Source organism: Flavobacterium potami (assembly GCF_020026915.1).
Classification (GTDB): domain Bacteria; phylum Bacteroidota; class Bacteroidia; order Flavobacteriales; family Flavobacteriaceae; genus Flavobacterium; species Flavobacterium potami.
Window position 1 is genome coordinate 558,179 of the sequence record NZ_JAINUY010000001.1, and the last position, 13,698, is coordinate 571,876.

Genomic DNA, 13,698 nt, shown 5'->3' on the forward strand with positions numbered 1-13,698 from the left:
TTTAATAATAAAGCCCTCTTTGCGATAAATAATATCCCCTTTTGTTTTTGGTGTTTTTGTAATAGTTGTCTCGTTTGATGTTTTTCATTCTTTAAATGTAAAATTTCAGACCAAGATTGCTATAGATTTTTGCTTTGATTAAGAGCAAAATCTGCAATTTATTTCTGGTAAAATTTCGAGAGGAAAAATATATCGGAATTTAAAAACGGGGTGTTTATATCATTAAAATGTAATTTATTTTAAGAGATGGTTAAAGAAAGAGTTCTGGTTCGCGATAATAAGGGAATATTTTTAAAAATGTTCAAGAGAAAATTCAAAGATGAGTTTGAGTTTTCTGAAGATTCTTTTTTGTTGAAAAATGAGAAAAAATCAAATTCTTATGATCATTCTGTATTCGTAGTTTACGAATACTCCGAACTATTGGATTTCTTTGAATTAGAAGGAATAAACAACAATTTTATGGTATGTTTATTCAGTAAACATTTATACAACAGCTTGTCTATGATAGAAGAAATCAAAGATTTAATTCTTATAGACGCTTCAAAAAGCAAGACCGAAATTTTCCAGGATTTGAGAACTTATTTTAAATCCTCAAGTTTAATTCCGAAGCTGTCAAAGAAAACTTTTGGAAAATCGCAAATGAAACAAAAACAGCTGGAAGTATTACAGAGAGCATTGTTTTTTATGATGTAAGTTATTTTGCATTGGCAGCCCAAAGAATGGCATTTTTTAGGAGTTTTGTATACGTTTCGTTTTCAAATAATTCAGGAGAATGCCCCATGAAAATGTATATATTTCTGGATTTAAAATGATAATTAGTCCAAATTACGGGGTGATCACCCATTTTGATATTTGAATCCGGTTCGAAAGTCGACTCGTCTACAGAAGCCAACACATGAACATTCTGGCGAGGACTTTTGTCATAAATATACCATTCTTCCTTTTTTATCAAAAAATCTACCTGAAGTCCTTTAGTTACAGGATGAAACCGATCTTCAATCTTGACTTTTGCATTGGCAAAATCAGCAATATAATCCTCAAATTTAATTTTTCCCATAAAATCCGAGAACCATTTCCACATCGGATATCCGTCAAATTCTCCAAGTAAAGTTGCATGATGTAAACCCACCCATCCGCCTTTGCCATTTTTCATGTATTTCTCAAATGCTTTCATAGCTTCTTCGTTCCAAGTATATGGAGGATAATCCAATTGAATAAAAACCTTGTATTGGTTTAAAAACGCCTCATTTATTGTTTTTGTGTTTTCTATATAATCAATTGTAAAATCGTTTTCTACAGCGAGTTGATTCAACCAAGGTTTTGCAGCTTTAGTAAACGCCAAATGATGACCGCCATTTTCGTATAAAACTAAAGTTTTAAATGTTCTTTTTTTTGGCTTTTGAGCAAAACAACCTACTTGAGAAAAACATAGGAAGAATAAGCTAATTATTATAATTGAATTTTTCATGTAAGGACCAATTTTATGTTTTTTGCAAAAAATAAAATTACAAAAAGTAAAAACGTAAGGTTGTTTTCTGTTTTCAAAGATCAGCTTTAAAGTTTTACAAAGAATAAAAAGCCCTTATTTATATGCGATTTGGAAGAATAGCAAAAAGAATTGATGTGTATTTGATTGGATTTTTAACAGCCAAAAAAGAATTTTATCTGCATCTAAATATTTTTTATTGATAGATAAATACTTAACTTAGAGTAAATGGCATACAATAAAACTCTAAAATCATAATTACGCATGCGTTTCAAATCCATATTAATTTTTATTATTTTATATTCAATTCAATCCAATTCTCAAATTGTAGAAGAGAAAAAAAACTTCAGAGCAGCAGATTCATTATTAAAAGAAAATAGTTTTTCTGTTCATAGAGACAATTACTTTTTAACCGGAATTCCGTTAAATGAGCCCATTACACGTAATTCTGCCGATGTTAAATATCAGGTAAGTTTCAAACTTAGATTAAATTCAAAACCTTTATGGGGCGGATTTTTTCCGTATTTGATGTATACACAAAAAGCTTTCTGGGATATTTATGCAAGTTCCAAACCTTTTTCTGAAATCAATTTTAATCCGGGAGTTGCAATTGTGCGGCCATTTTATTTGAAAGGAGGAAGACTTACTTACGGAACAATTTCATTAGAACACGAATCTAATGGAAGGGATTCTATTTACTCGAGAACATGGAATATGTTGGCATTTTCATTGAAATCTCAGGTTTCTCCAAGATGGACAGTCGGAATAAGAGGATGGATTCCTATAGTAGACAAAGAAGATAATCCAGGTTTAACCAAATATGTTGGTTATGGCGAAGCGAGTGCAACCTATCAAATTCAGCCAGGACGATGGAGCGCTGATGTCCTTTTTAGAAAAGGCAGCGGACTTATTAATTACGGTTCTCTCCAAACACAAATCAATTGGAGACCATACAAAAACGAAAACTATTACCTCACACTTCAATGGTTTGTTGGTTATACCGAGAGTTTAATAGATTATCAGGAACATAAGAGTATGTTGCGTTTAGGATTTACAATTAAACCAGAAGGCATGGGAATTTTCTAAAGTCAACTAGCAGCAGGAGTTTGACAGATTAGTTGTAAGGTCAGTTTTTCTACGGGTTCAAAACATTTCGTGTGAATTTCAAGTCCTTCTCTGTACTGTTCTTGAGTCATTCCATAAAGTAAATGCTTTTTATTCATCGATTTAACTTTTTTGTGGTTTGAAACTAATTCATCTTGCTTTTTAGAACTGTTATCTGTCATTTTATTTGGTTTTATTTCGGATATTTTTTTAATTTTTTTCAGTTAAGAAGTCAAAAGTTTAATTCTTTCGACAGCTAATTTATTTTCATGAGCAACTTCGACTAAAGCAAGCAAAATGTCGTTTCTAAAAATTGTTCTGTTTCTTACATTTCTAATAAGGGCTTTAGGTGGTGCCATGTGCCCTTTTTTAAGAATACAGCTAATAGTCAGATCAACATACGTAGATGGTAAATGCTTGTTAATAAATTCATAAGCTTTTTGATTGTGAGAATTATCTTCTTTAAAATTGCTATTATTGATTAATTTTGACATATATTTGCAGTTTATAACTTAATGTTTCCATATTTTATGTAAATGTAAGAATAATATTATATTTTATATCTTTTTTAATGTTAAAAAATATATTATAACTACATTTTGTGTTGAATTTAAATGATGATGTACAACGAAAAACTAAGCAAATTCTTTAAAGCTAAAGGATTAAAGCAAAAAGAGGTAGGGGAAATTTTAGGATTTAGCCCCGCAATGATTGGAAGATATTTACATGGTACAGCTAATATTGGTTCTGAATTTATTATTAGTTTAAGTAAAAATTTTCCCGATGTAGATTTAAATGATCTTTTTGCACCCGAAAAAGGGCAGAACATGGTCAATGAGACTGGTGCGCTTTATGAAAAAAGAAATATTCTAAACGATTTAGAAGAAATTGAAGGAAGAATTCATAACATTCGATTGCGCCTGGCAGAACAGAAATTTGAGGATAATTAAAAAAGAATTTTCCAAAAAGAAATCAAACAAACTCACCAATTTAATGAATCACGAAAACCGCTTTTAATGAGCGGTTTTTTGTTTAATAACGTTTGGTGTTAAATTGTTGAATTTTAATTATTTAATATTTTTTTTATTAAATTTGGGTTAAACAATTTCTAGCAATAACCATATGGAAAAATTAAAACGACCGGTTTATGTCAAAGTCGGAACTGATGATTTTTTTAAAAAGATGCGTTTAGAAGTGAATGAAACGGTCTTAAAAAACTCGTCATTATACGTCTTGAATGTTGTGAAGTCTTTAGGGCTTTTGGCTGCTTTCTTTTTGTTTTACGCCTGTATTTTAATTTTTGGTAACAAGACGCCTTTACTTTTTCTTTTTTACATCTTGTCCGGAATTACGATGATCGTGCTTTTCATCAATGCCTTTCATGATGCCGCGCACGGAGCTTTGTTTAAAAAACCAAAGCACAACGAGTGGTTTCTGTATGTTTTAGAACTTTTTGGCAGCAATCATTGGCTTTGGATGCGACGCCATATTGGTCTGCATCATGCCTATCCAAATGTTCCAGATTGGGATGTAGATATCAAACAAAGTAAAATTATTAGAATTTTTCCCAATAGTCCCTTATTTAACTACCACAAATATCAGCATATTTATATGTGGTTTATATATCCGCTTTATAGCCTAAATTGGATTTACATTCGTGATTTTAAAGACATCTTTGGTAAGAAAGATAATTATGTCAAAAAAATAGTAGAGAAAATTCCAAGGCAAGAAATCTATAGATTATTTGCTGCAAAAATTATAAACCTGATTTATTTGCTGTTTATTCCGATGATGCTTTTAAACCAACCTTGGTATACTGTACTTTTGGCTTGGCTTTGTCTTCATATGTCGGGCAGTGCGTTAGGAGTTGTGGCTTTGGTTTCTACACATGTTGACGAAGATGCTAATTTTCCAGGAACCGATGAAGAAGGAAATCTTTCGGCAACTTGGGCAATGCATCAAATGATTGTAACTAAAGATTTTAGTACAGAAAGTAAATTAGCCAATTTTTTATACGGCGGATTTACACATCATGTTGCGCATCATCTTTTTCCGGGAGTCGGTCACACTTATTATCCTTACATAACGCCAATTATTAGACGCTATGCAGAAGAATACAATTTGCCTTACACATCTTATCCGTTTTATCACGCTGTTCGCTCGCATTTTAGAATGCTGAAAAATAAAGGTGTTAAAGAAAATATTTTAATGACAGGAGAAATATAGTCAAACAAAAAAGCGATTTAATAATCGCTTTTTTTGTTACTCTTTTATATCCGCATTTTTCTTTTTAATATTCAAATCTTTCAGAAGATTATCTTTTATTTCAATAGTAAAATTATCTTCTTTAAAAATAGTCAATTTAGATTTCGCAAATTTATAAACATTGATCTTGTTGTTTTTTACATCTATAAAAAGATCATAAGAGTACGAATTGCAGTCGTGTTGTTTGCAGCCCCATGCATGCAGTATATTTTCTTGTTTTTCAAAAGGGGTTTCTGTATTCCAATTTTTAACCATCTCATCGTAATCTGCAGCTAATAAAGTTTTTAATCTTGGTGTCAAACTGCTTTTGGTTAAAAACTGCGTTCCAATAACGCTTTTATCGACTAAAGTATATAGCGAATCAGTTGGATTCAAAACGGTACTGTCAGTCTGTAAAGCTTCTGTTTTTATAGAAGTAGAATCTGTTGTTGGGACACTTTTGATAATTTCTTTTTTGCAGGAAAAAAAGAGAAGACTGCTTAAAATTACAAATGAAATATATTTTATTTTGAAATTCATAACGATTGATTTTTGGAATTAATAAATGAAATTATAAAGTCTTAATGATCTAATCCTCATAAAGATATTAAAATATTGTTTGTTTTGAAAGGAATTTAGGACGTTATAATCTGAAAATGGAAACTTTTAAAAGAAAAGAACAAATTATAAAAACAGGTAGGTTTGCATTTTTTTAATTAACTTCAATTTTTTAAATCATACATCACAATGAATAGTTTTTCAAAATTTCTACTGTTTTTTCTTTTATGTATTTCTTCAGTAAATGCTCAAAATGAAGTTTATACGAGTGAATCTTCTAAACAGATTTCTGATACCACTTTTGTAAAACTGAGAGATTACAGCAATGATTTTATCTATGATATGAAATATGCTACCGAAGATAATTTTCTTAAAGCAAAGGTGTACGATTGTGCAGAATGTATGCTTCGATTAAAGACAGTAAAAGCCTTAATTGCAGCTAACAAAGATTTTTTGAAAAAAGGCTACAGAATTAAATTATACGATTGCTACAGACCTTTGGATATTCAGAAAAAGATGTGGGAGATTGTTTCGAATCCAGAATATGTGGCAGATCCAAAAAAAGGCTCCATCCATAATAGAGGAGGAGCCGTAGATATTTCTTTGGTTGATATAACTGGAAAAGAAGTAGATATGGGAACTTCTTTTGATTTTTTCGGAATTCAGGCGAGTCATAATTTCAAACAGCTTTCAAAAGAAATTCTATCAAAAAGAGCTTATTTGAAAAACACCATGATTAAAAATGGCTTTAATTCATTTGATTCGGAATGGTGGCATTATAATTTAAAAACAGGTTTAAAAGATAAAGTTGCCAACGAAAAATGGAAATGCGATTGATTATTCAACGCATCTTATATTGTCCATGAAATAAGTATTTGGATTTGTAACCTTGCCAGTTAACTCTGATTTAAGTTCGCGTTTGATGATATAATCTTCAATGTTGGTCAAGTACTTAATTCGCATAATCGAAATTGGAGATTTTTTCAATTCTTCATAGTTGTCTTTCATAAACATGAAAATTCCGGTATTCACGCGATTATCAAATCCTTTGTCGTCACGCACCAATGTTCCGCAGCTTTCCTGATTGATATGGATTAAAGTAACAATTTTTCCATTTTCCAACTGAAGGAATATTTTTGAATTTTTATCAAAACAATTCGCTTTAATAAAATCTTTACTTTTTTGAATCGATTGAAGATTCAGTGTTGGCAAACCATCCGTCTGAGCCAGAGAAAAGAAAATATAATCGAAGTTTCCTCCAAAGTATTTTTCACTCATTAAATATTCGTTGGTTACTTTATAAGAACCGATAGAGTCGTTTACATTTACACTATATTCACATGGTTTTTGTTTTTGGGCAAATGTGGTAATGGTTAATAAAAAAAGTGTTAGGGTAATTAGTTGTTTCATGTTTAGATTATTTTCGTGCAAATTAAAACTATTTTGTTATCTTTTACATCTGTTGTAAAAAAACAATACAAATTACCTCCATTTTTTATTTTCCACTTTTTTCTAATGTTTTCAACTGTTTCCGGAAAGTTTCGGGTTGTAATATTCGCCTGCTGATTAGCGAGTTCATTTTTCATGTCGTTTTTGCCGTATGAAATCACTTTTTTTACTTCAAATTTTCTACCCGGAAAATCGATTAAAGCTTCAGAAGTGTACAAGTGCGAATGCTTGTGTAATTTATCAATTTTAAAGGCCGAACTAATCTCGTCAAAACCTCCCGATTTCATAATTGCCGAATTTGGTTCATACAGATATTGCTTAGGAAGATCATAAATAGCGAATGATTCTTCTCCTAAAATAAATTCGAAAGTTTCTGTTTTTTCTTTTAATATATTGATTGTTTTTAAAGTGATCTCGCCAGAATAATTTTTATGAATTTCAAAAAGCAATTCTTTAACTTCATTTTCAAGTGCAATAACGTGAATGTTTTTTACGTTTTTTAATTCTGATAATCCAGCTGAAATGTCTAATAAGGGAGCCGTTTTAATTAGAACAGAATCTGCTTTTTCAAAATAAAAATCCAGTAATTCAGGAACATTAGGAAGACAGTCTTTCAGCATAAAAACTTTTCCCTTTGCATCATTTCTTCTCGAAGGATCAATGTAAATCCAATCAAATTTCTGAGTGGTTTCTTCTAAAAAATGAATGGAATCTCCTGAAAAAAAAGTACAATTCTCAACTTCTAATTGTTTGAAATTATGCGAAACAATTGAAGATAATTCTTCATTAATCTCACAATGTGTAATCGATTTGAATTTTTTCGAAAAATAATAATCATCTACACCAAAACCGCCAGTTAAATCAATTAAAGTTTCACCAGAAATCAGACCAGCTTTATAAGCCGCAGTTTTTTCTGATGAAGTTTGTTCAACAGAAATCTTACTGGGATAGATAATATTCTGAGCGTTAAACCAGGTAGGAAGTTTTTCTTTTGCTTTTGAACGTGCTTCAATTTGATTTAAAATAAAAACCCATTCCACTTCTGGAAAAGGATTTTTCTGAAGCGCCAGTTTTGTAATGTCTGCGCCCGTATTCTGAATAATAAATTGCTGAATATCTGGATGCAAAATGGATGTGTTCAATGCTAAATTCTTTCGGTTAATACGGAGACAATTTTGTTGTCAGGAAAAAATTCTTTTAAAATTACTTTAATCATTGTAAAAGCCGGAACAGCGATAATCATACCTACTATTCCAAATGTGATACCACTGATTAAGATAATCAAGAAGATTTCTAACGGATGCGAATTTACACTTTTTGATGAAATTATCGGCTGACTGATGTTGTTGTCAATTGCCTGAACCAACAAAAATCCTATAACTACGTAAATGGTCTTTGGAAGAATTTCAGATTGAAAATCCATTCCAATCATGCTGATCATGGTTAAAATAGCAGCCAAAGTCGTTCCGATAATTGGTCCTAAATAAGGTATAATGTTTAGAATGGCACATAAAAAAGCAATTACAAAAGCATTTTTATTTCCAAAAATCAATAAAACGATAAGATAAAGAACAAACACCACGATTAATTGTAATAATAAACCAACGAAATATCGGGTCAATAAATGGTTGATTTTAGTAATCGAATTCAATATTTTATCTTCATTAGAATCAGGAAGAATTCTTCTTGCCTGATCTTTAAAAATGGCCTGATCTTTAATAAAAAAGAAAGTAATAAAAAATACAGATACCAATCCCATTCCCATATCGGCCATGAAATTGATGATCGAATTAATAAATCCCGTAAAATAACTAAAATCCAATACTGAAGTTAGTTTAGAATCTTTTATGACTTTATTTAAATCAATATGCTGAATGTTGAAATATTCTTCCAGATGTTTTTCTGTTTCCATGAATTTAGACTGCAGATGAGCTGTATCTAACAAGGCTAAATTATTTGCTTGTGAAATAATTAAAGGAACAAAAAGCAGAATAAAACCTACGATTAGAAAAATAAAAAAGATAATGGTAGTTGAGGCCGCCATTGAATTGCTGAATTTTAGTTTGTTCTTTAAAAATAAAATTAGCGGATTTGCAAGCAGGCATAAAAGCAGAGAAACACATAAGTAAACAATTACGGTTTGTATGCTATATAAAAAATATAAAACGATGCCAATTATTAAGATAGTTGCTAAAGCTCTTAAAATTCCGTTAGAAATAGTTTTTGACGTGATCATGTTTAAAATTTAGAATATAAATATAGGAAAAAGCATTTTAAAATCCAGACTTAAACAAAAAAAGCGAGATGAATTTCATCTCGCTTTCTATACTATTTTGTTAGCAATTATTGTGCAAATGCAGCTCTAGCACCTCCAGATGTAAAAATTGCTGCAATTCTGTTTTTTTGTCCAGTTGAAAACATGTACATCGCTGCATCATCAACATAGTCCATGTAGTTCATAGTCATTTCTACAGGGTTTCCAGAACATGTACTGTAATGAGGATATGCAGGTACACCATAGTTTTCTTCATTGTGAGTTGGGGTATCGGCAACTAAGTCGCTTCCGCAAGTTGCATCTCCCCAAATGTGGCGTAAGTTCATCCAGTGACCAACTTCGTGAGTTCCTGTTCTTCCTAAGTTGAATGGAGCATTTGCAGCACCAGACAATCCGAAATAACGAGAATCGATAACAACCCCGTCTGTAGAAGAAGCTCCGCCAGGAAATTGTGCATAACCTAATATTCCTCCACCAATACTACAAGACCAAAGGTTTAGTTTTGTTGTTGGAGATGTTGGTGCAATACCGCCCTGAGCAGTTTTTTTCATCGCATCATTAGTTCCCCAAGAAGTTTTGGTAGTCGATTTTCTAATGATTTGATCTAGCTTAAAGGTAATTCCAACGTTAGCTTTAACTCCTGAAAATAATGCTGGTACATTATTGTAATCAGAGTTTAAAGCATTGAAATCTTTGTTTAATACATCGATTTGAGATTGAATTTGAGCGTCTGAAATATTTTGTGCAGCCGTTCTGTCAAGAACATTCACTACAATTGGAATTTCAATTTTGCCATTTACCAAACGACCTGTAAAATTTGAGCCACCGTGTTTTGCAGTAAAAGTTTCAATTTCATTCATTCTAATAGCCAGCATCGGATCAGCTTTAAGTTGTGCTTCTAAAACTTCTTGTGTTGCGCATCCGCGTCGAGAAGCAATTGCTGTTTCTGGATTTGTAGATTCAGATTGTTCGTTTTGACAAGCAAACAGCATTAAAGCCGCAAATGTGGTAATAATAACTTTTTTCATAATAATTTGGGTTTTTTGTTATAAAAATATTATTTGGTTGAATAATTACGCAATTTTATAACAAAACGTTTTGTCAGCAAAATATTATGATATATTTTTTGTGAGAATTTTAACCAACCCTTACAGTTGTTGATTCTTACAAAAACACACTTAAAAATATTAATAAGTTATTTCTTTCTTTTTGTTTTTATTGGTGCATTTTGTCTTGATTTTTTGCACTTTATCGATTTTTGTTTGGATTTATAATTTTGAATTCCAGCTAAAAATTAACAAAAAAGGCAAAAATATTCTACAAAGAAGTAATTTCATATAGTGCAATACTGGCAGCCTGAACCACATTCATACTGCTATTTTTGCCAAACATATTGATGTGTACAATTTGGTGGGAAAGTTTAAGAAGTTCATCGGAAATCCCATTTATTTCGCTGCCGATTAAAAGCGCGATTTTTTTATTTTGCGGAATGTTAACTTCTTTCAAAGGTTTGCTGTTGGATGCGATTTCCAAGGAGATAATTTCGAAATCATTATCTAAAAGAAAAGATTGAAGTTCATTGAAATCTTCAATTACAGAATGAGCAACATGAAGATGTGTGCTTCGGGAAGTTTTATTGATTTTACGTGGTGTCAGTGGAATATCTTTTCCAAAAAAGATGATATTTTCAACTCCGAAAGCTTCAGAAATTCTAAATAAAGAACCAATATTTTGCTGAAAGTAAATGTGGTCACAAACCAAAGTAATGGGAAATGTTTTTCTTTCAAATTGATTTTCTTCGTGAGTAAGCTGCATTTTTTGTTAGTGAGTTGTAATTAGTGAGTAGTAATTAGTGAATAGTAATTAGTGAATAGTAATTAGTGAATAGTAATTAGTGAATAGTGAATAGTATTGAGAGTTGTTTTTACTTTTTTTAATAGATGAATAGCTAATTACTAATAACTAGTTACTAATCACTAGTAAATAGTTACTAATCATTTATACGACTAATTAGTAAAAATATAATTGATAATGTTAGCACCCATTTTTAGGGCTTTGTCTCTTACGTTTGCCGGATCATTATGTACTTCGGCGTCTTCCCAGCCGTCGCCTAAATCACATTCGTAAGTGTAGAGTAAAACCAATTTGTTATCGATGAAAATTCCAAATGCCTGCGGACGAGTTCCGTCATGTTCGTGAATTTTTGGTAATCCGTTTGGAAAGGGAAATGGTTTCTGAAAAATGGCATGATTTGCCGGAATTTCAACTAAACTATTATTTGGAAATATCTTTTTAATCTCTTTTCGAATAAATTGATCCATTCCGTAATTATCATCAATATGAAGAAAACCACCTCCGGTTAAATAATTTCTCAAATTAGTAACATCTGCATCACTGAAAACTACATTTCCATGACCTGTCATGTGCACAAACGGATAGGAAAGTAAATCTGGATTGCTAGGCTCGACAGTTGACGGTTTATTATTGATGCGCGTACTGATATTAGCATTACAAAAACTAATTAGATTCGGCAAAGAAGTCGGGTTGGCATACCAATCGCCGCCGCCGCTGTATTTAAGCAAAGCGATTTCCTGAGAATAGGAAGAAACAGAAATAAATAATAAGAAGTAAAATAATTTTTTCATTTATTGTTTGTTTTGTCATTTCGACGAAGGAGAAATCACACTAGAAACTCCTCATAGTTTGTCGCCAATCTTTGTCAAATCGAGTGTGATTTCTCCTTCAGCGAAATGACAAATTATTTATTCATTAAAGAAAACAACACTATGACAAGCCACAACAGCGGCTGTTTCTGTTCTTAAACGTGTATTTCCTAAAGTTACAGGCTTGTAATTGTTTTCTAAAGCCAATGCAATTTCTTTTTCAGAAAAATCGCCTTCTGGACCAATTAAAATTGTTACGTCTTCATTTGGTTTTAAAACCTCTTTTAATGATTTTTTATCGGTTTCTTCGCAATGTGCAATTAATTGCAAACCTTTATTTTGTTGTTTAATAAATTCTTTAAACGAAATTGCCTCGTTTAATTTGGGTAGAAAAGTTTCATTGCATTGTTTCATTGCTGAAAGAATGATTTTTTCAAAACGATCGCGGTTTATTACTTTTCGTTCAGAACGATCGCAGAAAATAGGAGTTATTTCTTGAATACCGATTTCAGTTGCTTTTTCTAGAAACCACTCAAAACGATCATTCATTTTGGTTGGCGCAACGGCTAAATGTAAATGAAATTTAGGTTTTTCTGCATTGGTTATCGAAATCACTTCAACCGTACATTTATTGTCGGAAGCTAGCGTAATTTGTGTTTCAAACAATAATCCCGAACCGTTTGTAACGTGAAGGATGTCTGAATCTTTTTTTCGCAAAACTTTTATAATGTGACGACTTTCCTCTTTGTCAAAAGAAAAACTTTGTGTTGTTTCGTCTATATTCGGATTAAAAAATAACTGCATGATTAAAATTGAATTCTTGCTTTAGAAACCACTGCAGAAGTTTCAAAACGATTTGATAAGTACTTTTGATAGCCTACAATTCCGATCATTGCAGCATTATCTGTTGTATATTCGAATTTAGGAATGAAAGTTTTCCAGCCGTATTTGCTTTCTGTTTCTTTCAATGTATTTCTAATTCCAGAATTTGCAGAAACTCCGCCACCAATAGCGATTTGAGTGATTCCGGTCTCTTTAACCGCTAGTTTTATTTTATCCATTAAGATTTCGATAATAGTATGCTGGATAGAAGCACAAATATCATTCAGGTTTTCTTCAATAAAATTCGGATTTTCCTGTTTGTTTTTTTGAATGAAATACAAAATGGCCGTTTTTAATCCAGAGAAACTAAAATCAAGTCCAGGAACTTTTGGTTTTGTAAAAGCAAAAGCTTTCGGATTTCCTTCTTTTGCATATTTATCAATCAAAGGCCCGCCCGGATAAGGAAGTCCGAGAATTTTGGCGCTTTTGTCAAATGCTTCACCTACAGCATCATCGGTTGTTTCTCCAATTATTTCCATATCAAAAAAGCTATTCACTTTTACGATTTGAGTATGTCCGCCGCTTATTGTTAAGGCTAAAAATGGAAATTCTGGTTTGTCGTATCCTTCTTCATCAATAAAATGAGCCAAAATGTGCGCATGCATATGATTTACAGCGATTAAAGGCACTTTTAAAGCCAATGATAATGATTTGCTGAAAGAAGTTCCAACCAATAGAGAACCCATTAAACCTGGACCTTGCGTAAATGCGATTGCGCTTAACTGTTCTTTTTGTACATTTGCTTTGCGAAGTGCAGCGTCTATAACGGGTACAATATTCTGCTGATGTGCTCGAGAAGCCAATTCAGGAACAACACCGCCGTATTGATTATGAATTAATTGATTGGCTACAACATTTGACAATACTTTGTCGTTATGTAAAACCGCGGCAGCAGTATCATCGCATGAACTTTCGATGGCTAGAATAAAAACCTCTGGATTTTGCATATAAAGGCACAAATTTTGAATTATATTTGACAAACCAAATGATAGTATCGTTTGGTTTAAGCAGTGTCCAAAATTAAAGAATTTTTATCA

Annotated in this window: 17 protein-coding genes; 5 read left to right on the top strand and 12 right to left on the bottom strand. The window is 31.7% G+C overall.

What is annotated here, in order from left to right:
- The first annotated feature begins 297 nt into the window (after window positions 1-297).
- Window positions 298-693 (top strand): hypothetical protein, encoded by a 396-nt coding sequence (locus tag K6T82_RS02490; RefSeq protein WP_223704430.1) that lies wholly within the window; start codon window positions 298-300, stop codon window positions 691-693.
- A gap of 1 nt (window position 694) precedes the next feature.
- Here K6T82_RS02490 and K6T82_RS02495 read toward each other — a convergent pair whose 3' ends face one another.
- Entirely contained in the window at window positions 695-1,468 is a 774-nt protein-coding gene (locus K6T82_RS02495) for a ThuA domain-containing protein (protein ID WP_223704431.1), read from the bottom strand.
- A gap of 282 nt (window positions 1,469-1,750) precedes the next feature.
- Here K6T82_RS02495 and K6T82_RS02500 point away from each other — a divergent pair, with 282 nt between their 5' ends.
- Window positions 1,751-2,572, top strand: coding sequence for a phospholipase A (locus K6T82_RS02500; protein WP_223704432.1), 822 nt, complete (start codon window positions 1,751-1,753; stop codon window positions 2,570-2,572).
- A 2-nt stretch (window positions 2,573-2,574) separates the two neighbouring features.
- On the opposite strand, the gene K6T82_RS02505 is transcribed toward K6T82_RS02500, so the two are convergent.
- The gene (locus tag K6T82_RS02505) at window positions 2,575-2,772 is read right to left on the bottom strand and encodes a hypothetical protein (RefSeq protein ID WP_223704433.1); all 198 of its coding nucleotides are present in this window, start codon (window positions 2,770-2,772) and stop codon (window positions 2,575-2,577) included.
- Between the two features lie 42 nt (window positions 2,773-2,814).
- Complete coding sequence (locus K6T82_RS02510) at window positions 2,815-3,084, bottom strand: hypothetical protein (RefSeq protein WP_223704434.1); 270 nt, start codon at window positions 3,082-3,084, stop codon at window positions 2,815-2,817.
- A 123-nt stretch (window positions 3,085-3,207) separates the two neighbouring features.
- On the opposite strand from K6T82_RS02510, the gene K6T82_RS02515 reads away from it, so the two are divergent.
- Window positions 3,208-3,540, top strand: coding sequence for a helix-turn-helix domain-containing protein (locus K6T82_RS02515; RefSeq protein WP_223704435.1), 333 nt, complete (start codon window positions 3,208-3,210; stop codon window positions 3,538-3,540).
- A 172-nt stretch (window positions 3,541-3,712) separates the two neighbouring features.
- On the top strand, window positions 3,713-4,816 hold the full coding sequence (locus K6T82_RS02520) for a fatty acid desaturase family protein (protein ID WP_223704436.1): 1,104 nt from the start codon (window positions 3,713-3,715) through the stop codon (window positions 4,814-4,816).
- Between the two features lie 36 nt (window positions 4,817-4,852).
- On the opposite strand, the gene K6T82_RS02525 is transcribed toward K6T82_RS02520, so the two are convergent.
- A complete protein-coding gene (locus K6T82_RS02525; RefSeq protein WP_223704437.1) occupies window positions 4,853-5,374 on the bottom strand; it encodes a hypothetical protein in 522 nt (173 codons plus the stop codon).
- A gap of 207 nt (window positions 5,375-5,581) precedes the next feature.
- Here K6T82_RS02525 and K6T82_RS02530 point away from each other — a divergent pair, with 207 nt between their 5' ends.
- Complete coding sequence (locus K6T82_RS02530) at window positions 5,582-6,229, top strand: M15 family metallopeptidase (RefSeq protein WP_223704438.1); 648 nt, start codon at window positions 5,582-5,584, stop codon at window positions 6,227-6,229.
- Here K6T82_RS02530 and K6T82_RS02535 read toward each other — a convergent pair whose 3' ends face one another.
- The 8 genes from K6T82_RS02535 to tsaD form a co-directional block, all read right to left on the bottom strand.
- Entirely contained in the window at window positions 6,230-6,802 is a 573-nt protein-coding gene (locus K6T82_RS02535; RefSeq protein WP_223704439.1) for a hypothetical protein, read from the bottom strand.
- 2 nt (window positions 6,803-6,804) lie between these two features.
- Complete coding sequence (locus K6T82_RS02540) at window positions 6,805-7,983, bottom strand: THUMP-like domain-containing protein (protein ID WP_223704440.1); 1,179 nt, start codon at window positions 7,981-7,983, stop codon at window positions 6,805-6,807.
- A gap of 2 nt (window positions 7,984-7,985) precedes the next feature.
- Complete coding sequence (locus K6T82_RS02545) at window positions 7,986-9,077, bottom strand: AI-2E family transporter (protein WP_223704441.1); 1,092 nt, start codon at window positions 9,075-9,077, stop codon at window positions 7,986-7,988.
- A 107-nt stretch (window positions 9,078-9,184) separates the two neighbouring features.
- Window positions 9,185-10,144 (bottom strand): zinc metalloprotease, encoded by a 960-nt coding sequence (locus K6T82_RS02550; protein ID WP_223704442.1) that lies wholly within the window; start codon window positions 10,142-10,144, stop codon window positions 9,185-9,187.
- Window positions 10,145-10,433: 289 nt separating this feature from the next.
- The gene (locus tag K6T82_RS02555; protein ID WP_223704443.1) at window positions 10,434-10,931 is read right to left on the bottom strand and encodes a TrmH family RNA methyltransferase; all 498 of its coding nucleotides are present in this window, start codon (window positions 10,929-10,931) and stop codon (window positions 10,434-10,436) included.
- 191 nt (window positions 10,932-11,122) lie between these two features.
- Entirely contained in the window at window positions 11,123-11,761 is a 639-nt protein-coding gene (locus tag K6T82_RS02560; protein WP_223704444.1) for a DUF4159 domain-containing protein, read from the bottom strand.
- A 117-nt stretch (window positions 11,762-11,878) separates the two neighbouring features.
- Window positions 11,879-12,583, bottom strand: a complete 705-nt coding sequence (locus tag K6T82_RS02565) for a 16S rRNA (uracil(1498)-N(3))-methyltransferase (protein WP_223704445.1) — start codon at window positions 12,581-12,583, stop codon at window positions 11,879-11,881.
- A 2-nt stretch (window positions 12,584-12,585) separates the two neighbouring features.
- A complete protein-coding gene (gene tsaD, locus K6T82_RS02570) occupies window positions 12,586-13,608 on the bottom strand; it encodes a tRNA (adenosine(37)-N6)-threonylcarbamoyltransferase complex transferase subunit TsaD (protein ID WP_223704446.1) in 1,023 nt (340 codons plus the stop codon).
- Window positions 13,609-13,698: the final 90 nt, after the last annotated feature.

Bases quoted from the DNA above. Each gene is read 5' to 3' on its own strand.
- K6T82_RS02490 (WP_223704430.1), top strand. From the start codon at position 298: ATGTTCAAGAGAAAATTCAAAGATGAGTTTGAGTTTTCTGAAGATTCT.
- K6T82_RS02495 (WP_223704431.1), bottom strand. From the start codon at position 1,468: ATGAAAAATTCAATTATAATAATTAGCTTATTCTTCCTATGTTTTTCT.
- K6T82_RS02500 (WP_223704432.1), top strand. From the start codon at position 1,751: ATGCGTTTCAAATCCATATTAATTTTTATTATTTTATATTCAATTCAA.
- K6T82_RS02505 (WP_223704433.1), bottom strand. From the start codon at position 2,772: ATGACAGATAACAGTTCTAAAAAGCAAGATGAATTAGTTTCAAACCAC.
- K6T82_RS02510 (WP_223704434.1), bottom strand. From the start codon at position 3,084: ATGTCAAAATTAATCAATAATAGCAATTTTAAAGAAGATAATTCTCAC.
- K6T82_RS02515 (WP_223704435.1), top strand. From the start codon at position 3,208: ATGATGTACAACGAAAAACTAAGCAAATTCTTTAAAGCTAAAGGATTA.
- K6T82_RS02520 (WP_223704436.1), top strand. From the start codon at position 3,713: ATGGAAAAATTAAAACGACCGGTTTATGTCAAAGTCGGAACTGATGAT.
- K6T82_RS02525 (WP_223704437.1), bottom strand. From the start codon at position 5,374: ATGAATTTCAAAATAAAATATATTTCATTTGTAATTTTAAGCAGTCTT.
- K6T82_RS02530 (WP_223704438.1), top strand. From the start codon at position 5,582: ATGAATAGTTTTTCAAAATTTCTACTGTTTTTTCTTTTATGTATTTCT.
- K6T82_RS02535 (WP_223704439.1), bottom strand. From the start codon at position 6,802: ATGAAACAACTAATTACCCTAACACTTTTTTTATTAACCATTACCACA.
- K6T82_RS02545 (WP_223704441.1), bottom strand. From the start codon at position 9,077: ATGATCACGTCAAAAACTATTTCTAACGGAATTTTAAGAGCTTTAGCA.
- K6T82_RS02550 (WP_223704442.1), bottom strand. From the start codon at position 10,144: ATGAAAAAAGTTATTATTACCACATTTGCGGCTTTAATGCTGTTTGCT.
- K6T82_RS02555 (WP_223704443.1), bottom strand. From the start codon at position 10,931: ATGCAGCTTACTCACGAAGAAAATCAATTTGAAAGAAAAACATTTCCC.
- K6T82_RS02560 (WP_223704444.1), bottom strand. From the start codon at position 11,761: ATGAAAAAATTATTTTACTTCTTATTATTTATTTCTGTTTCTTCCTAT.
- K6T82_RS02565 (WP_223704445.1), bottom strand. From the start codon at position 12,583: ATGCAGTTATTTTTTAATCCGAATATAGACGAAACAACACAAAGTTTT.
- tsaD (WP_223704446.1), bottom strand. From the start codon at position 13,608: ATGCAAAATCCAGAGGTTTTTATTCTAGCCATCGAAAGTTCATGCGAT.